This window comes from Pseudomonas sp. No.21 (genome assembly GCF_054558415.1).
In genome coordinates, this window is sequence record NZ_BAAJNO010000001.1 from 65704 (window position 1) to 84180 (window position 18477).

Sequence of the window (18477 nt, forward strand, 5' to 3'; positions counted from 1 at the left end):
GGATTGTCGATGGAAAGTCGGGATAATTTGTGCCGAGCACGAATAATTTCGATCAGAGGCCGACCATGCTGCGCGAACTCCGTACCTTCATCGCCGTCGCCCGCCACGGCACCTTCGCCGCCGCCGGGATGCACATCGGCCTGACCCAGTCGGCGGTCAGCGCGCAGATCCGCAACCTGGAGCAAGCCCTCGGCGTGCGCCTGTTCGATCGCACCGGGCGCCAGGCCATCCTCAATGCCGCCGGACACCGCGCCCTGCCCATGGCGCGGGAGATGCTGGAGATCTTCGCGCGCATGGCCACCCCGGAGGCGGCCGAGCAGTTCAGCGGCGAGCTGCGCATCGGCGCCATCGCCACGGTGCAGACCGGCCTGCTGGCCGCCGCACTGCTGCGCCTGCGCGAGGCCGCGCCCAAGGTCGAGCCCAAGCTGATTCCCGGTGTCTCGTTGAACCTGCTGAGCCAGGTGGACGCGGGTGAACTGGACCTGGCGATCCTCATCGAGCCGCCGTTCGACCTGCCCAAGGAGCTGCACGCCGAGGTCCTGCGCGAGGAGGATTTCGTGCTCATCGTGCCCCGCGGGCTGGAGGGCGATGACCCGCTGCACATCCTCGCCAGCCAGCCGCTGGTGCGCTACGACCGCACCTCCTTCGGCGGGCGCCAGGTCACCCGCTTCCTCCGTCGGCAACGGCTAGAGGTCCAGGTGGCGCTGGAGCTCGACGAGCTCGACGCCATCGTGCGCATGGTCGAAGCGGGGCTCGGGGTCTCGCTGATCCCCGAGGCGGGCCTGTGGCTGGAGCGCGAGGCCGCCATCCGTGTCATCCGCCTGGGCGAGCTGACCTTCCAGCGGCGCATCATCCTGCTGACCCGACAGGGCCAGCGCAGCCAGCCCATCCTGCAACTCTTCGCCCGCTGCCTGCGCGGTGCCTGAGCCCTTGCAGAATACGGCCTCAACAATTGGCCCGCCTTGCATCCTGCAAATGACAGCTTGATATCAGCTTTGTGCAACTGATTGATTAATAAGGATTTAAAGGCTGGCCAAAGGCTGGCACGGCGGATGCACTTCCTGTTACGGCAATGAACCGGACAGGAGTGTTTTCAATGCAGATCGCCATCAAAGAATTCTTCGACGCCTTCCCTGGCTACACCGTCTCCATCACGCCCCGCCCCGACGGCAAGCTGCTGCTGACCCTCGACAAGGACGACCACCCGACCCTGCGCAAGGCCATCGACAGCGATGCGGTGTTCTGCCAGAAGCGGGTGCGCGGCCTGATCCGCGAGCTGATCCGCGACATCAAGCTCGCCGCAGGCGAGGTGAGCTGGAAGGGCGAAGGCAACCAGTGGGTGCGCGGCGAGCTGCCGACCTTCACCGGCGGCCCGATCCAGGTCACCGCCGCCAAGACCCTGTTCGCCCGACGCGCCCTGCGCCATGGCTCGGTCGGTCGCCAGGCCGTGGCGGGTTGAGCCGACTCGCTGCATGCATCGCCCCGGGCTGATGGGCTCATCGAGCCCCCCGCGCCGTGCCCTGGGTGCGTTTCAGCGGGTGGCGACGAAGAACAGGCGGGGGAAGGGCAGCAGCACGCAGTCGTCGGCATAGCTGGGATAGGCCTCTGCCAGTGCGGCCTCGTAACGCGCGAGGTACTGGTCCTGTTCGCTGGCCGAAAGCGGCGCGAGGAAGGGGCGAAGGCCGCTGCCCTTGAACCACTCGACGATGGCCTTCGGGCCGCCCGCCAGCGCATGGTGGTAGACGGTCCGCCAGACGTTGACCCGTGCACCGGCTTCGCGCAGGACGCCGAAGTACCACGACGCCGGATGGCGGCTTTCCCGGGCGCGGTGGGCATCGGCCAGGCGCTCGGCCCAGGGGCCTTGCGCTGCGATCTCGCGCATCAGCCGGTGGGCCGGTTCGTCCAGGTTGTCGGGCATCTGCACCGCCAGGCTGCCGCCGGGGGCGAGCCGGGCCAGCAGCGCCGGCAGCAGGCTGGCGTGGTCCGGCACCCATTGCAGGGAGGCGTTGGCGAGGATCAGGTCGACCGGCTCGACGCTGCTCCAGCCGGTGATGTCGCCCACCTGGAAGTCGACCGCCGGCAGGCGCTGGCGGGCGGCCGCGATCATGTCCTCCGAGCTGTCCAGGCCGGTGACCCGGGCAGCGGGAAAGCGCTCGAGGAGCAACTGGGTGGAGTTGCCCGGGCCACAGCCCAGGTCGATCGCCCGCGTCACCGGGTGCTCGGGCACCTGCGCCAGCAGGTCATGGATGGGGCGATTGCGCTCGTCTTCGAACTTCCGGTATTGCGCGGCGGACCAGCTCATCGAAAGGCTCCGGGCTGCGTGGGGAGGGGCTCGATCATCCTCCAGGTCGGCCGATCCTTCCAGCCTGGATGGCGGCCAACGAGCCCCAGGCGAGCCGTCGACAGGGCGTGCTCGATGCAGGGCAGGTGAGGGGCAGCGGGCGGATGCAAGGCCTGCAGAACGCAGAAAAGTAAAAAGCCCGCCGAAGCGGGCTTTTTCCAGACCGTCCGACATCCTGTCGGCTGCCATCCTGGCGTTGGTCGATCTTCCCTGACCGGGCGCGTCCTGCGCTTCAGTCGTGTGTGTAGGATAGGTCTGTCAGATAAAGTCGGGCAGAGGAGATTTCACCCGCCTCTTGTAAGCCTTTTGCTATAGCGAAACGGCAAAGATCTGACAGACCACCAAAAGCCAGAGGCCAGTCCCCTGCTTCAGCGCACCTTGCTGCCTAAAACCAGCCCCACGCCTCCCAGCACCGCGATGGACGAGACCGCCAGGGTGAGGGTCAGGGCTTCCCCGAGCAGGAGGATGCCCGCCGTCGCCGCGATGATCGGCACACTGAGCTGGACCGTGGCGGCCTGGATCGCAGCCAGCCGGGCCACCGCCGCGTACCAGATGGCGTAGCCCAGGCCGGAGGCGACGGCGCCGGAGAGCAGGGCGAAGCCCGCACCGGCGGGGTCGTAGCGCAGGTCGTGGAGAAAGGGCAGGGCGCAGGCCAGGGCGATCGGGATGCCGCGCACGAAGTTGCCGGTGGTGGCAGCCAGCGGATCGCCGGAGCCCTTGCCCAGCAGCGAATAGACCGCCCAGGCGAGCCCTGCCACCAGCATCAGCAACGCACTGCCCAGGGGCGGCGCACTGGCACCCGGCAACAGCAGCACCAGCAAGCCGGCCATGGCCAGCAACAGGCCGGCCGCGCCCTGCAGCCCGAGCCGCTCGCCGCGCAGGAAGCCGTAGGAGAGCATGCTCAGCTGCACCGCGCCGAACAGCAGCAGGGCGCCGGTGCCGGTCTCCAGGTGGACATAGGCCATGGAAAAGCCCGCCGCGTACACCACCAGCGCCAGCGCACCCGGCCAACTGCCGGCCATGGGCTTGCCGGCGCTGCGCCACCTGAGCAGGAACCACAGCATCAGCGCGCCGCTGGCGATGCGCAGCACGGTGAAGCTGGCGGCATCGATGTCCGTGTGCTTCAGGGCCAGGCGGCAAAGCACCGAGTTGCCGGCGAAGGCGAGCATCGCCAGGCCGGTGAGCAGCAAGGTGGAGCCTCGGGTGGTGGTCGGGTGGGCGGCAGGCACGGTCATGGCGGGTCCCGTTAGCGTCGGGTGGTCGTTGTCGTGGCGCCATACAAGCGCGGCCGCGCGACGGCGGTCAATGCGACCAAGGTGCCGATTGTTCGCAAATGGCTGCCCCACGAGCTGCAGGTCGGGGCGGCGTTGCACCGTTGGGCCTTGCTGCGCTCGGCGCCAACCCACATTCGAAATCTGCTTCATCCTGTCGCGCTCGTCAGGATAAAGTCACAAAACCGCTCTAATCTGCACCTTTTGCTGCTTCGCCAGCCTGTCGAAACTGCCGCCAACCCGATGTGATCGGAGGATCGCATGCTCCTGAACAATGAAGTTCGTCTTGCCGTAATGGGGTTTCTGCTCGCTTCAGGCCTCCAGGCCGTCGCTGCGGAGAAACAATGGGTCGAGGTATCGCCAGGCCTTTTTGCCGGCACGGCCGACGAGGCGCTGCGCAAGCAGGAACCGAGCGGCTACACCCGCGCCGTGGGGGATTTCGATGGCGATGGCCAGGAGGATTCCGCGCGTCTGCTGGTCAGCGCTGCGGGTGATGGCGAGTTCGCCGTGGCCCTGGCACTGTCGAGCGAACGGCAGGTGCCACATATCGTCAGCACCGGTACCGACATCGCCCGGGTCGGCCTTGCCACCCAGGCGCCGGGGCGCTACCCGACCGCCTGTGGCAAAGGGGCGGGCCAGTTGGATGCGGCGTGCACCGAAGCGGTGACCTTGAGCCATCCAGCGTTGGCGTTGTTCACCTTCGAGTCCGCAACCCGCGTGCTCTATTTCGAAGGCGGACAGCTGCGCGAGGCGTGGTTGACCGACTGACGGATCGCGGAGGTGCGAGGCCCAGCGATGACCGGGCCTGCCGGTTCTTCGCGAATGAATTCGCTCCCACGCCCCGTCATGCGCCTATTCGTAGGATGGGCAGAGCGAAGCGAAACCCATGCTGGGCCGGCAAGCGCCGTTGATGGGGTTCGCATCGGTGCAACCCGCGAGCATGGGCTGGGCGAATGAGTCGGTTGTGTCTGCGTTAGCTGTTGTGAACTTGATGGGAGGCCTCAAGCCCGGTGCTTTCTGGGGCATTTATGGCTCCCCGTCACGCCCACCACGTGGGTTTCGCTTCGCTCTACGCCCCCCTACGCAAGCCGTTGCGCCCTGAGCGTGATGCGCACACCGATGAAGCTGCTGGCGAAGAGGTTGGAGCAGCGGCCAGACGCCCTGTTCATGAGGCCGAGCGCTTTGGGTTCCTATTATGTGGTTCGGCATTCCGGCGATTGTCAGAAGGGACTCGCCCGGCAAGGCGAAACAGAAACCATCAGCAAAGCTCGGCGATCGGCTTGGCCAAAGCCTTCTGGCGACACTTAGCGCAGACAGAGCCAATGAACCCGCCCCAACACGGTGTCACGGCACCTGCCGCAGGTGCTCCGGCGGGATGGAGTAGGTGCCGACCACATGGGCGACGGGGTCGTCCAGGCCTTCGGAATAGAGGGAGACCTCGCCCATGGCCAGGGTCTTGCCCAGCTTCATCAGGCGGCACTCGCCGATCACCCGGCGGGCGGCTTCCGGCCGGCGCAGGAAGTTGAAGGTCAGGCTGGTGGTGACCGCCAGCGGCACGATGCCGATCTGCCCCAGCACGGCGACGTAGAGGGCCACGTCGGCCACGGCCATGAGCGTGGGGCCGGATACGGTGCCGCCGGGTCGCAGGTCGCTGTCGTCCACCTGCAGCGACACCGTGGCGCTCATCGGCCCGACGGCGTCGATCACCACGCGGGTCTGCGGGAAGGCGTCCCTGATGAAACTCGCGATCGCGTCTTTGCTGACCATGTCCGGGCCCCCTCGTCGTTGGATGTCAGCGCTTGTTCGCCTGCTCGGCGAGCATCTTGTCGAGATTCGCCTCGGCCTTGTCCGCGTAGGCCTTGCAGCTGACCGGCTGCGGATGCGGCCTGGCGGCGTTGGCGTAGTCCCAGCCGCTGCCTTCGGCGTGGGGCGTGAGCAGCAGGTCGCAGGGCAGGGCGCGGACGGCGGCGAAGCTTTCGCGGAAGGCGTCCACAAGGTGCGGGTAGCGGGCGTTGTGGCGCAGCTGGTAGCCCGGCGCGCTGAGGCTGTCGCTGTAGGCGATGCGCAGGGGCTTGCCGTCCTGGGTGTCGGTCCAGGTCCAGCTCATGCTGCCGGGCGTGTGCCCCGGGGTGAAGTGCACGGTGAAGGTGGTGTCGCCCAGGGTCACGGCCTCGCCGTCCTGCACCAGGCGGTCGGTCTGGATCGGTTCGAAGAGCATGCCGCTGCCGAAGTGGATGTCGTCGGCGCCGCCGCGTTGCAGCAGCACGGCGGATTCGGCGTTGCTCACCAGCGCGGCGCCGGTGGCGCGCTTGATCGCCGCCAGCGGGCCGACATGGTCGATGTGCGCGTGGCTGTGGAGGATCAGGCGCACATCCTGCGGGGCCACGCCGAGCTTCTTCATGTTGGCCAGCAGGTGGTCGGCCACCTGGGGCATGCCCCCATCGATGAGCACCGCGCCGGCGTCGGTCTTCACCAGCAGGGCGCTGATGCTGGCGGTGCCGATCTGCCAGACGTGGTCGCTGATGCGCAGGGGCTCCACCGGCACCAGCCAGGCGTCGAGGCCCTTGTAGGCCTCCAGCTGGGGCAGCTGGGCGGGGGCGGCGACCGCCAGGTTGGCGGCGAACAGGGGCAGCGCGAGGCTGGCGAGCAAACGCATCGGAACACTCCATCGATCACGGGGGCGGCATTCTGCCCGGCCGGTACGCCGGGCGCCATGGAGCCGCTCTGACCCATTTCCGCGCCCAGGGTTCAGCGCGCTCATGCCGCGCCGTCCAGGGCCCGCCACATCAGGGTGTGCTCGGCGCCCCAGGCCTGGAAACGTTCCAGCGGCGCCCAGCCACGGCGGGCGTAGTAGTCGGCGCGATCCTGGGTGTGCAGGTAGAGCCGCGTGTGGCCCAGGTGGCGGGCCTGTTCGCAGATGCCCTCGATCAGGCGCTCGGCGATGCCCTGGCCGCGCGCTTCGGGCGTGGTGAACACGCAGGCGAGCCAGGGGCCCAGGTCATCGCGGCCGGGCAGGTCGTCCCCGGCCAGGGCCGCGCCGCCGAGCAGGCGTTCGCCATCCAGCGCCACCAGGCACTGCCACTCGCCGCTGCGCTGGCCGTCGGCGAACTCGCGCTGCCAGTCCTCCAGGGGCTGGTCGGCGAACTCGTAGGCGAACTGCCGGTGGAGCCAGAGGGCGTAGGTGTCGCTGTGCTGCGGGTGGTTGCGCAGCCAGTCCAGGCGGTACATGGGATCGTCCTTGCAGGGTGGGGAGCGCACATGGAACAGCAGCGGCGCGCCCCGCACAAGCGCCGCTTCAGCGCTGCCCCTCTGTCGCGCGGCTGCGGCGCACGTCGTCGATCCCCGACCAGAGCTCGTCGAGGTTCTTGAACGGCCAGTCGGCGGAGGATTCCCGCGCGACGATCTTGTCGCGCCCGGCGAGCTTCGCCAGGTCGATCACCTCCACCGGGATGGCCGCTTTCAGGCGCACGGAATAGAACACCTTGACCCGCGGCATGGTCAGCGACTTCGGGTGCTGCTCCAGCACCACGCCGAGGCGCCCGCTGTCCAGGCGCACCAGGGAGCCGGTGGGGTAGATGCCGATGGATTTGACGAAGGCCTGGAACACCGCCTCGTCGAAGTGCGACTGGCTCCACTCGGCCATGCGGCGGATGGACTCGGCGGGGTCCCAGCCGCGCTTGTAGGGGCGGTCGGAGGTGATGGCGTCGTACACGTCGCAGACGGCGCCCATCTTCGCCAGCAGGCTGATCTGGTCGCTCTGCAGGCGATGGGGGTAGCCGGTGCCGTCGATCTTCTCGTGGTGGTGCAGGCAGACGTCCAGCACCAGGGCGCTGACCTGGCCGCTGTGCAGGAGTATCTGCGCACCCGCCTCGGGGTGGCTGCGCACCTGCTCGAACTCGCTGTCGGTGAGCTTGCCCGGCTTGTTCAGCACCTCCATGGGCACGGCCATCTTGCCGATGTCGTGCAGCAGCCCGGCCATGCCCGCCTCGCGCACCTGGGCCTCGGCCAGGCCGAGCTGGCGGGCGAGGGCGATCATCAGGGCACAGACCGCCACCGAATGCATGTAGGTGTATTCGTCGGCCGACTTCAGGCGGGCCAGGCTGATCAGCGCGTTGGGGCAGCGCAGCACCGAATCGGATATTTCCTCCACCAGCCCCTGGGCGTTCTCGACATCGATGGCCTTGCCCATGCGCGCATCGCCGAACATCGACACCACCGCCTCCTTGGAGCGCGCGCAAAGCTCGGCGGCACGCGCCACCTCGTCCTCCAGGCTGGCGGGGCGCAGGGGCGGCTTGTGCTCGGCGGCGGCCAGGCGCTCGTCGATCTCGGCCTCCACCTCCTCGACGGTGCGGCTGGGCAGGTGCTCGGCCACGTCCGCGCCCTTGCTGGTGTCGATCCACACCTCGGCGATCTCGCTGTTGCGGATGCGCTGCAGGTCCTTTTCGGTCTTGACCACGAACTTGGCGCGGAAGAAGGGGTGGTCCATCCATGAACCGCAGAATTCCTGGACATACATGCCGAGCTGCAGGTCGGCGGTCGCAATTCGCTTCAGCACAATCGACATCCTATGGAGTGGCTGGGGCCCGGCAACCCCCCGGCGCGGGCGGTCACGCACTCACTATAGGCAAGGCTGGACGGGCCGGGGGCCGATCGCACGGATGGCGCCGCAGAGCGTCCCGGGCGATGGCGGCGGGGCTGTTCTATTCTTTGCCGGGGCCGGGAACCGCGCCCTGGAAACGTCCCGGCAGGCGAATACGAGGGGAGCCGATGCGGATTCAGATAGTCGACGACGATCCTTGGATCGCCAACCTGCTCCAGCAACTGGTGCTGAGCATCCGCCCGGGGGCGACGGTCGACAGTTTCGCGGCGGTACAGGCGGCCGTCGATGCCTGGCGGTCGAACCGCTACCAACTGGTGATCGTCGATTGGAACCTGCCGGATGGCACCGGGCTGGACGTGATGCACAAGATCCGCCGCATCGACAAGGCCGTGCCGCTGCTGGTGGTCACCGGCCGCGCCGACCGGGAGAGTGTGATGGCCGCCCGCCCCATGGGCATCAGCGCCTATATCACCAAGCCCTTCGATGTGCCCAAGGTCATCGCCTGCCTGGAGGACCTGCTGCCCGGCGACGACCCGGCGGTGGAGCCCGAAGCACGCCAGGGCAGCTTCGAGGAGCACCTGCGCGGCCTGACCGCCGAGCAGCTGGATGTGCCGCTGCTGGCCGACGTGAAGGACAAGCTGCAGCAGGCCAGCCGGGGCGTGCCGATGGATTTCAAGGCGCTGGCCGCTGACTGGAACCACGACCCGGCGCTGTGCGCCTACCTGATCGCCGCCGCCAACAGCGCCACCTACGGCAGTAGCCAGGCGCCGTGCATCAGCCTGCCCGACGCGCTCAAGCGCATGGGCGCGCGCACGTGCATGAACCACGCCATCGCCCTGGCCCTGCGCCAGGCCGGCAGCTCCACCGATCCGTTGCTGAAGATATTCCTGCAGAACTACCTGGAAGAGATCGAACAGCTCGCCGAAACCGTGGTGCGCACCGCCCGCCAATGCGGCCTCGACCATGCTCCACTGCAGGCAGCGGCACTGCTCTACCGGCTGGGCGAGATGTGCGTGATCTTCCAGGCCCAGCAGTGGATGCGACAGAGCCGCCAGAGCCTCGACGACAACTCCCTGATGAGGGCCATCGCCGACTTCGCCGAACCGCTCGCCATCCGCCTCAAGGCGCACTGGGGCCTGCCCATGGCCCTGCGCGACCTGATCGGTGCCTGCTATGCGTTGCCGCAGTTCCAGGTGCGTCAGGAGCAGGTGGTCATGCGCCTGGCCGCCGCCCTGTGCAGCGGGGAGCCCGAGGAAGAGATCGAGCGCCTCAAGCGCCTGGCCGGCGTGGGCTAGGGCGGACGGGGCTGGCACAGCGCTCATCCGCCACGCGCCATCCCCGCGAACGCGGGCAGCCACTCAAAGAGCAGTCCGAATCCGCCGGCCCCGGGCTGAACGGAAACCGGTGCATTCGCGAAGGATTCGTTTTCGTGCCTTTCGTTGCGTCCCCTTCACCGGGCCCCCGCGTTCGCGAGGGGACGGGGTTTGCACCGCGCTCATCCGCCACCCGTCATCCCCGCGGACACGGGGAGCCACTAAAGAACGGCCGCAGCGACTCCAGTCGCCAGGCGGCATGGGCCGCCCGTCACACCGCCCAACCTGCTGGAGTCTTTCTCTCATACGGCCGGGTGGAACCCGAGCGTCGGATAACTTCGTCTAGGCTGTCAGTTAGTCCGCACCAGAGTGTCAATCGGGGTAGCCAGGGAATGCACGACCTCTACAGCCACGATCCAGTGATTCTCATCGTCGATGACCAGGTCAGCCACATCCGGGTGCTGAGCGAAGCGGTGCGCGACCTGGCGGCCGTGCACATCGCCAATGGCGGCCCGGGAACCCTGGAGATCGCCCGCTCCTGCCGGCCCGACGTGGTGCTCCTGGACATCGAGATGCCGCAGACGAACGGGTTCGACATCTGCCGGCAGATCAAGGCCGACCCCAAGCTGTGCGACGCCTCGATCATCTTCGTCACCTCCCACAACGGGCCGGAGAACGAGCTGCAGGCCCTGGAATCCGGTGCGCTGGGCTTCATCCAGAAGCCGCTCAACCTGCCCGTGGTGCGGGCCTACGTGAAAGCCCACCTGAGCCTGCGCGAGCAGGCCAAGCGCGTGGCCTATGTCGATGCGCTGACCGGCCTGCCCAATCGCGCGCTGTTGCAGGACCGCGCCGTCCAGGCGCTGCAGAAGGCCCGCCGGGGCCAGGGCCGGGTGGCGATGCTGATGCTCGACCTGGACAATTTCAAACTGATCAACGACTCCATCGGCCACACCACCGGGGACCAGGTACTGCGGGAGGTGGCGCTGCGGCTCTCGGCCTCGGTGCGTACCGTCGACACCGTCAGCCGCCAGGGTGGCGACGAATTCGTGGTGCTGCTGCCGGATGTGCAGGGCTTCGACGCGGTGGGGGACTTCGCCGAGCGCCTGCTGTCGATCATCGCCCTGCCGCTGACCATCAACGGCGCCCGCTACGACCTCTCGGCCAGCATCGGCATCAGCGTCTACCCGGATGACTGCGACAACCTGGAGTCCCTCTACCGCTACGCCGACTCGGCCATGTACCAGGCCAAGGTGGAGGGGCGGAACCGCTTCCGCTTCTTCTCCGAGAAGATCGAGGCCAGCACCCGCGCCCGCCACATGCTCGAGCGCCACATGCGCCGGGCCCTGGAACAGCGGGTGTTCGAGGTGTTCTACCAGGCCAAGATCGATGCCGCCGATGGCCGCCCGACGGGCATCGAGGCGTTGATCCGCTGGCGCACCTCCGACGGCTCGCTGGTGTCGCCAGCAGACTTCATCCCCCTGGCCGAGGAGACCGGGTTGATCATCCCCATCGGCAAGTACGTGATGCTGCAGGCCTGCAACGACGCCAGGCGCCTGCTCGAGATGGGCTACCCGCTGTGCCTGAGCGTGAACATCTCCGCCGTGCAGTTTCGCGAGGAAAGCTTCCTCGGCATGGTCAAGGACATCATCCAGGAGTCCGGCCTGCCGCCCGACCACCTGGAGCTGGAGATCACCGAAGGCGTGCTGGCCCACGACATCGACCAGGCACGCAAGACCCTGCTGGCGCTGAAGGAAGTGGGCGTGCGCATCGCCATCGACGACTTCGGCACCGGCTACTCGAGCCTCGCCTACCTCAAGCGCCTGCCCATCGATGTGCTGAAGATCGACCAGAGCTTCGTCCGCGAAATGCTCACCGACCGCAGTGACGCGGCGATCATCGAAGCGGTCATCCGCCTCGCCCAGGCCCTGGAGCTGGACCTGGTGGCCGAAGGCGTCGAGCACCGCGAACAGGCGCGGCTGCTGCTCGGGCTGGGCTGCCGGATCATGCAGGGTTACCTGTTCTGCCGGCCGGTGCCCTTTCCCGAGGCCAGCCGCTTCCTCGCCGAGAACACCACCCACCCGCAACGCTGGCTCGACGCCGACGACGGAGCCGGCCAATGAGCCGGCGCCTGTCCGCACCGGTCTACAGCATGCTGGCCGTGGTCCTGGCCGGCGTGCTGGCCACCGCGCTGGTGGCCAGCCAGCTGCAGCAGCACAACCAGCAGCGCATCCACGAGGCACTGGAGCGGGCCACCGACACCATGGCCGATGCCGTGGTGCGTCGCCTGGGCCTCTACCAATACGGCCTGCGCGGCGCCCGTGGCGCCCTGGTGACCGTGGGCGAGGCAGGCATCAGTCGCGAGCTGTTCAATCGCTACGCACGCTCGCGCGACATCGCCGTCGAATTTCCCGGGGCGCGGGGGTTCGGGCTGATCCGCAAGGTCGCCCAGGCCGATGAAGCCGACTTCCTCCGCCGCGCCCGCGCCGATGGCAAGCCGGATTTCACCCTTCGCCAGATCAGCCAGCACGAGGGTGATCGCTTCGTCATCCAGTACCTGGAGCCGGTGACCAACAACGCGGCGGCCATCGGCCTTGACATCGCTTCGGAAAGCAACCGGCGCGAGGCCGCGCTGGCCGCCATGCGCAGCGGCGAGGTGCGTCTCACCGCGCCCATCACCCTGGTGCAGGCGATCGGCAAGCCGCTGCAGTCCTTCCTCATGCTGATGCCCATCTACCAGGGCGTGACCGTCCCCGGGACCGTCGAGGAGCGCGAACGGCAGCTCGTCGGCTGGAGCTACGCGCCGCTGCTCACCGAGGAGGTGCTCGACGGCCTGCAGGTGGATGCCCACTCCCTGCAACTGCGCCTGCGCGACATCACCACGCCGGGTTCTTCAGATGTGTTCTACGAAAGTGCCGCCTCCCCCGACGGCAGCACCGAGGTGATGAGCCTGCGTGTCGAACGCAGCCTCTACGGGCGGCACTGGGAGGTGGAGTTGGCCGCTTACCCGGCCTTCACCGCCCAGCTCAACCTGCTCTCGCCCCGCCTGGCCTGGGGCGGCGGCCTGGCACTGACCTGCCTGCTGGCCGCGCTGGTGGGGGCCAACGGCGTCAGCGGCTGGCGCAAGCAGCAGGTGTTCGAGCAGCGCTCGCGCCTGGCGGCCATCGTCGAAAGCTCGCCCGACGGCATCATCGGCCAGACCCTGGATGGCGTGGTGACCAGCTGGAACGCCGGCGCCGAGGCGATCTTCGGCTACGACGCGGAGGAGGCCATCGGCCACACGCTCAAGGAACTGATCGTCCCCGTGGCGCGCGCCGATGAGGAGACCGACATCCTGCGGCGGGTCGGCCGGGGCGAGCGCCTCGCCCTGTTCGATGCCCAGCGCCATCGCAAGGACGGCAGCCTGGTCGACGTCTCGTTGTCCATCGCCCCCATCCTCGATCACCAGCAGCACGTGGTGGGCATCTCCAAGACGGTACGCGACATCACCGCGCAGAAGCGCGCCGAAGCCCGCATCCTCGAACTCAACGCCGGGCTGGAGGAGCAGGTGGCGGCGCGCACCCAGGAACTGACCGCGACCAACGTCCTGCTCGACAGCGTGCTCAGCTCCGCCTCGGAGGTGTCCATCATCGCCACCGATGCCGACGGCCTGATCCGCGTCTTCAACCGGGGGGCCGAGCGCCTGCTGGGCTACACGGCGAAGGAGCTGGTGGGTCGGCAGACCCCAGCGCTGCTGCACGTCACCGAAGAGGTGGTCGAGCGCGGCCACGAACTCAGCGAGCGCTTCCGGCAACCGATCCAGGGCTTCCGTGTCTTCGTCCACGTGCCCGAGTACGAGGGTGCCGAGGCCCGCGAGTGGACCTACGTGCGCAAGAACGGCACGCGCTTCCCGGTGACCCTGGTGGTCACCGCCATCCGCGACGCCAGCGGCAAGCCCACCGGCTACCTCGGCATCGCCCTGGACATCACCGAGCGCAAGGCCGCCGAGCATCGGCTGCAGGAAAGCCTGGCCACCACCCGCGCGGTGCTGGACACGGCAGTCAACCCGGTCATCACCTTCGGCCCCGACGGGCGCATCCAGTCATTCAACCCCGCCGGTGGCGTGGTCTTCGGCTGCGACCCGCAGACCATGCCCGGACGCCACCTGGAAGAGCTGGTGGACCCGGCCTCGCGCGAGGCCTTCGCCGCGCTCATCGCCAGCTATACCGGCCCGGCCGGCGGCGCGGGCACCAGCGGGCTGGAACTCTGGGGGTTGCGCGGCGATGGCAGCAGCTTCCCCATGCAGCTCACCCTGGCGGCCATGGGGACCAACGGCGAGCAGCGCCTGGTCTGCGTGATCACCGACCTGACCGAACAACACCTGCAGCGCAAGAGCCTGCTGGCCGCCCGTGACCAGTTGCTGCTGGCCGCCGAGGTGGCCGAGCTGGGCATCTGGTCCTGGACCCTGGCGGACGACACCCTGCAATGGAACGCCCGCATGTTCGAAATCTACGGCCAGCCGCCCGAGCAGAGCGAGCGGGGCCTGCTGCTGGAGCACTGGCAGGCGCGCGTGCACCCGGAGGATATCGACCGGGTGGCCAAGCAACTGCGCGCCGCCATCGACGGCAGCGCGCGCTACGAGCCGATCTTCCGCATCGTCCGCCCCGACGGCCAGGTGCGCTTCATCCAGGCTGCGGCGCAGATCGAGCGCGACGCCCAGGGCCAGCCGACCAAGGTCACCGGCATCAACCGCGACATCACCGCCCAGCGCGAACTGGAGTCGCGGCTGCTCGAGGCCCGCGACCGGGCCGATGCCGCCAGCGCTGCGAAGAGCTTCTTCCTGGCCAACATGAGCCACGAGATCCGCACGCCGATGAACGCCGTGCTGGGCATGCTGCAACTGGTCCAGGGCACCGCGCTCAACGAGCGACAGCTGGACTACGTACTCAAGGCGCAGACCGCCGCCCGTTCGTTGCTGGGGCTGCTCAACGACATCCTCGACTATTCCAAGATCGAAGCCGGCAAGCTGCAGCTCGACCCCCACGACTTCGAGCTGGAGGCGTTGATGCGCGACCTCGCCGTGGTGCTCGCCGGCAACCAGGGCGACAAGGACGTGGAGGTGATGTTCGACCTCGATGCGCGGGTGCCGCAGCGGCTGATCGGCGACAGCTTCCGGCTGCAGCAGGTGCTGATCAACCTGGCCGGCAATGCCCTCAAGTTCACCAGCGTCGGCCAGGTGGTGGTGGGTTTCCACCTGCTCGACCTGTCCGAGCATTCGGCGTTGCTGCGGGTCTCGGTCAGCGACACCGGCATCGGCATCAGCCCGGAGCAGATGGAACGCATCTTCGACGGCTTCACCCAGGCCGAGGCCTCCACCTCGCGGCGCTTCGGCGGCACCGGGCTGGGGCTGGTGATCTGCAAGCGCCTGGTCGAGCTGATGGGGGCCAGGCTCCAGGTCGAGAGCCAGCCGGGCCAGGGCAGCCGCTTCTGGTTCGACGTCACCCTGGACCTGGCCGAGCCCGGTGCCCTGCGCGCGGCCTGCCCGGGCGTCGATGCACCGCTGCGCCTGCTGGTGGTGGATGACAACCCGGTGGCGGGTGAAGTGCTGTTGCGCACCCTGCTGTCCCTGGGCTGGCAGGCCGAATACGCCGCCACCGGCGAGGCGGCCGTGAACCAGGTGCGGGAGGCGGCGCAGCGCCAGGAGCCCTTCGACCTGGTGCTGATGGACTGGCGCATGCCCGGCCTCGACGGCCTGGCCGCCAGCGAGGCGATCCAGGCCATGGCGGGCGAGCTGCAGGTGCCGCGCATCCTGATGATCACCGCGCACGGCAGCGAGGTGCTGGCCGACCGCAGCCAGCAGGGCGGGGCGCCGTTCGCCGGCTTCCTCACCAAGCCGGTCACTCCCATGCAGCTGGCCAGTGCCGTGCAGCGCGCCCTGGGGCAGGTGGAGGCCCCGGTCGCCGCGGCCCTCGACGGGGCGCGGCGACGTCTTGCCGGGCTGCGCCTGCTGGTGGTGGAGGACAACGCGCTCAACCGCCAGGTGGCCTCCGAGCTGCTGGCGGGCGAGGGGGCCGAGGTGCGCTTGGCCGAGGGTGGCCTGGAGGGCGTGCAAGCGGTGCTTGGCAGCCTGAAAACGTTCGATGCGGTGCTGATGGACGTCCAGATGCCCGACATCGATGGCCTGGAAGCCACCCGGCGCATCCGCGCCGACGGCCGCTACCCGACGCTGCCGATCATCGCCATGACCGCCAATGCCGCCGCCCAGGACAGGCAGAGCTGCCTGGACGCCGGCATGGACGACCATGTCGGCAAGCCCATCGACATCCACCAACTGGTGGCCACGCTGCTGCGCTGGACCCAGCCCGGCGCCGTCATCCGCGAGGCACCGCCGCAGGCAGAGCCGGAACAGGCATCCGTGGTGGAACCCCGTGCGGCCATCCTGGCGCGCTTCGGTGGCAACCAGAACCTGCTGATGACGGTGCTCGCCAGCTTCGCTACCGAGATGCAGAAACAGATGCAGCACCTGCGCGAGTCCGTCGCCAGCGGCGACCTGCGCGCGGTGGTCGGCGTGCTCCATGGCCTCAAGGGCAGCTCCGGGACCATGGGGGCCAGCGCCCTGTGCCTGCGTTCCGGCGAACTGGAGCAGCAGGGCCTGCACCTGGCACCCGAGGAGGCCGCCGCCTTCCTCCACGAGCCGCCCTGGGTCGACGAGCTGCAAGCGTTGCTGCAGCGCAGCAGCGCGGAGCTGGACCAGCTCTTCCCCGGTGCGGCGGCTCCCCAGGCCGCGCCGCCGGTGCCCGTGCGCGACCCGCATTCCGAGCAGGTCGGGGCGCAGGCCATGGCGGATTGGCAGGCGGCGCTGGGCAAGGTGATGGAGCTGCTGGAGACCGGCAGCCTGGCCGCCCTGGACCACACGGAACCGCTGTTGCACAAGGCACCGCCGCCCCTGCGCGAGGCCTGCCTGGTCTTCGTCCGCCTGGTGGACGAGCTGGACTTCGAGGCCGCCCGCGAGTGCGGCCTGCGCCTGCACCGGGGCGAGGGCCACGGATAGGCGGGCGGCCCTGTGCGGCGTCCGTGCCAACAGGTATCGTGCGCACTTTCCAGTTGTTCCCCAGGGTTTCGCCGCATGACCTGCACCTTCCTCCGCGCCGCCATCCTCTGCCTCGGCGCCCTCTGCTCGGCCACCGCCTTCGCGCGGGTCGAGGTGGAGGCCGTCCAGCACACCTCCGGCCCGATGCTGGTGGCCAAGGTGTCCGAAGACATCGCCCCCGGTGACTACGACACGCTGATGAAGGGCGTGCTCGGCAATCCCGGCACGTTCGTGCGCAAGATCGTCCTGCTGGACAGCATCGGCGGCAGCGTGCCGGAGGCCATCCGCATGGGCCGCCTGCTGCGCGAGACCGGCTTCGACGCGCTGGTGCCGTCCACCGGCCTGTGCCAGGGCACCTGCGTCTACCTGCTGGCCGCCGGGCGCGGCAAGATCGTCAGCGGCTCGGTGGGCCTGCACCGCCCCTACTACGCCCATGGCGATTCCTCCCGCGACGAGGCGCTGTACAAGGGCGTGCGCTACAACGCTGCCGCCTACTTCAAGGAAATGAACATCCCGCCCAGCCTGCTGGAGGACATGCAGCGCACCGACCCCCGGCAGATGCGCGTGCTCTCGGCGGCGGAGCTGGCGCGCTACCGCCTCTCCGGGAAATAGCACTGCGCCCGCCGACCAGACGCCCTGTCGGCGGGGGTTCCAGAGCGTCGGGCTTGCTGTATAAAAGCCATGGGCCATCACGCAGTCGCCGGAACACGCCGCCATGAAAGACGAAGTCGAAACCACCAACGCGGTCTACAAGACGCTGCTGGAATCCACCAGGGCGATCCCCTGGAAGATCGACTGGAAGACCATGAACTTCGCCTACATCGGCCCGCAGATCGAAGCGCTGCTGGGCTGGAGCCCGTCCAGCTGGATCAGCGTCAATGACTGGGCCGAACGCATGCACCCCGAGGACCGCGACGCCGTGGTCGCCTTCTGCGTCTCCCAGTCCCAGGCCGGCACCGATCACGAGGCCGACTACCGCGCCCTTACCGCCGCCGGCGACTACGTGTGGATCCGCGATGTGGTGCATGTGATGCGCGACGAGGCCGGCGAGGTGCAAGCGCTGATCGGCTTCATGTTCGACATCAGCGAGCGCAAGCACGCCGAGCAGAAGCTGGTGGAGCTGCAGAAGCAGCTGGAAGAGTTCTCCTACAAGGATGGCCTGACCGGCGTGGCCAACCGGCGCATGGTCGACTCGACCCTGGACGTGGAGTGGGCCAACGCCCAGCGCACCCAGCAGCCGCTGTCGCTGATCCTCCTCGATATCGACTACTTCAAGCAGTACAACGACCACTACGGCCACATCCAGGGCGACGATTGCCTGAAGAGCGTCGGCCAGGCGCTGAGCGAGGCCGCCAACCGCCCGCGTGACCTCGTCGGGCGCTTCGGAGGCGAGGAATTCGTCCTGATCCTCCCGGAAACCGATGCCGACGCCGCCCGCCAGGTGGCCGAGCGCTGCCGCCGCCTGCTTCGCGAGCGCTGCATCCCCCACGAGAAATCCGGGGTCGCCTCGCTGCTCACCGTCAGCCTCGGCGTCGGCACCATCATCCCCACCCAGCACGACCAGGCGCTTGCCTTCGTCGAATCCGTCGATCGCCTGCTGTACCGGGCCAAGCAGGGTGGCCGCAACCGCTTCGAAGCCGGCCAGTGGACTGACACCGAGGCCCGGCAGGAGCAGGGCGGAACAGCCTGAACGGCTGCGCTGCCTGCCATTCCCGGGCTACCTCAAGCACGGCCTTGACCGCTGCGTAGGGTGGAGGTCGCTCTTTACCTCCACCAGCGGTGTCCCTCCGACGCAGCGGCGCTCGCCTATTTCGCGAATGAATTCCCACGACGATAGGTCGAGGCAAGGAGTGGCCCCGTAGGGCGGGTGCAACCCGCGTGTGGCG

15 protein-coding genes are annotated in these 18477 nt (G+C 68.5%); 9 read left to right on the forward strand and 6 right to left on the reverse strand.

Annotated elements, in window-relative coordinates; translation table 11 throughout:
- Nucleotides 1-65: 65 nt before the first annotated feature.
- Both ACYJSS_RS00285 and ACYJSS_RS00290 read left to right on the forward strand, forming a co-directional pair.
- Nucleotides 66-926: a LysR family transcriptional regulator gene (locus ACYJSS_RS00285; protein WP_236206583.1), complete on the forward strand. Its 861-nt coding sequence runs from the start codon at nucleotides 66-68 to the stop codon at nucleotides 924-926.
- Between the two features lie 170 nt (nucleotides 927-1096).
- Nucleotides 1097-1459, forward strand: a complete 363-nt coding sequence (locus ACYJSS_RS00290) for a DUF3509 domain-containing protein (protein ID WP_111263190.1) — start codon at nucleotides 1097-1099, stop codon at nucleotides 1457-1459.
- A 72-nt stretch (nucleotides 1460-1531) separates the two neighbouring features.
- Here ACYJSS_RS00290 and tam read toward each other — a convergent pair whose 3' ends face one another.
- Together tam and ACYJSS_RS00300 are read right to left on the reverse strand one after the other, a co-directional pair.
- Entirely contained in the window at nucleotides 1532-2302 is a 771-nt protein-coding gene (gene tam, locus ACYJSS_RS00295; protein ID WP_236206582.1) for a trans-aconitate 2-methyltransferase, read from the reverse strand.
- Between the two features lie 407 nt (nucleotides 2303-2709).
- Nucleotides 2710-3576, reverse strand: coding sequence for a DMT family transporter (locus ACYJSS_RS00300; RefSeq protein WP_236206581.1), 867 nt, complete (start codon nucleotides 3574-3576; stop codon nucleotides 2710-2712).
- A gap of 33 nt (nucleotides 3577-3609) precedes the next feature.
- Here ACYJSS_RS00300 and ACYJSS_RS00305 point away from each other — a divergent pair, with 33 nt between their 5' ends.
- Nucleotides 3610-3861: a hypothetical protein gene (locus tag ACYJSS_RS00305; RefSeq protein WP_236206580.1), complete on the forward strand. Its 252-nt coding sequence runs from the start codon at nucleotides 3610-3612 to the stop codon at nucleotides 3859-3861.
- Between the two features lie 12 nt (nucleotides 3862-3873).
- Entirely contained in the window at nucleotides 3874-4380 is a 507-nt protein-coding gene (locus tag ACYJSS_RS00310) for a hypothetical protein (RefSeq protein WP_236206579.1), read from the forward strand.
- A 576-nt stretch (nucleotides 4381-4956) separates the two neighbouring features.
- On the opposite strand, the gene ACYJSS_RS00315 is transcribed toward ACYJSS_RS00310, so the two are convergent.
- The 4 genes from ACYJSS_RS00315 to ACYJSS_RS00330 form a co-directional block, all read right to left on the reverse strand.
- Nucleotides 4957-5379, reverse strand: a complete 423-nt coding sequence (locus tag ACYJSS_RS00315) for a PaaI family thioesterase (RefSeq protein WP_236206578.1) — start codon at nucleotides 5377-5379, stop codon at nucleotides 4957-4959.
- A gap of 25 nt (nucleotides 5380-5404) precedes the next feature.
- On the reverse strand, nucleotides 5405-6268 hold the full coding sequence (locus ACYJSS_RS00320; protein WP_111263186.1) for a subclass B3 metallo-beta-lactamase PAM-3: 864 nt from the start codon (nucleotides 6266-6268) through the stop codon (nucleotides 5405-5407).
- 101 nt (nucleotides 6269-6369) lie between these two features.
- Nucleotides 6370-6840: a GNAT family N-acetyltransferase gene (locus ACYJSS_RS00325; RefSeq protein ID WP_236206577.1), complete on the reverse strand. Its 471-nt coding sequence runs from the start codon at nucleotides 6838-6840 to the stop codon at nucleotides 6370-6372.
- A 67-nt stretch (nucleotides 6841-6907) separates the two neighbouring features.
- Nucleotides 6908-8167: an HD-GYP domain-containing protein gene (locus ACYJSS_RS00330; RefSeq protein WP_111263184.1), complete on the reverse strand. Its 1260-nt coding sequence runs from the start codon at nucleotides 8165-8167 to the stop codon at nucleotides 6908-6910.
- 212 nt (nucleotides 8168-8379) lie between these two features.
- Here ACYJSS_RS00330 and ACYJSS_RS00335 point away from each other — a divergent pair, with 212 nt between their 5' ends.
- The 5 genes from ACYJSS_RS00335 (at nucleotide 8380) to ACYJSS_RS00355 (ending at nucleotide 18281) form a co-directional block, all read left to right on the forward strand.
- On the forward strand, nucleotides 8380-9507 hold the full coding sequence (locus ACYJSS_RS00335; protein ID WP_236206576.1) for a response regulator: 1128 nt from the start codon (nucleotides 8380-8382) through the stop codon (nucleotides 9505-9507).
- Nucleotides 9508-9917: 410 nt separating this feature from the next.
- Nucleotides 9918-11645, forward strand: a complete 1728-nt coding sequence (locus ACYJSS_RS00340; protein ID WP_111263183.1) for a two-component system response regulator — start codon at nucleotides 9918-9920, stop codon at nucleotides 11643-11645.
- The gene (locus tag ACYJSS_RS00345; protein ID WP_236206575.1) at nucleotides 11642-16552 is read left to right on the forward strand and encodes a PAS domain S-box protein; all 4911 of its coding nucleotides are present in this window, start codon (nucleotides 11642-11644) and stop codon (nucleotides 16550-16552) included. The genes ACYJSS_RS00340 and ACYJSS_RS00345 overlap by 4 nt, the downstream gene beginning before the upstream one ends.
- Nucleotides 16553-16627: 75 nt before the next feature.
- Nucleotides 16628-17203, forward strand: a complete 576-nt coding sequence (locus tag ACYJSS_RS00350; protein WP_236206574.1) for a COG3904 family protein — start codon at nucleotides 16628-16630, stop codon at nucleotides 17201-17203.
- A 103-nt stretch (nucleotides 17204-17306) separates the two neighbouring features.
- Nucleotides 17307-18281, forward strand: coding sequence for a sensor domain-containing diguanylate cyclase (locus ACYJSS_RS00355; protein ID WP_111263180.1), 975 nt, complete (start codon nucleotides 17307-17309; stop codon nucleotides 18279-18281).
- Nucleotides 18282-18477 lie beyond the last annotated feature (196 nt).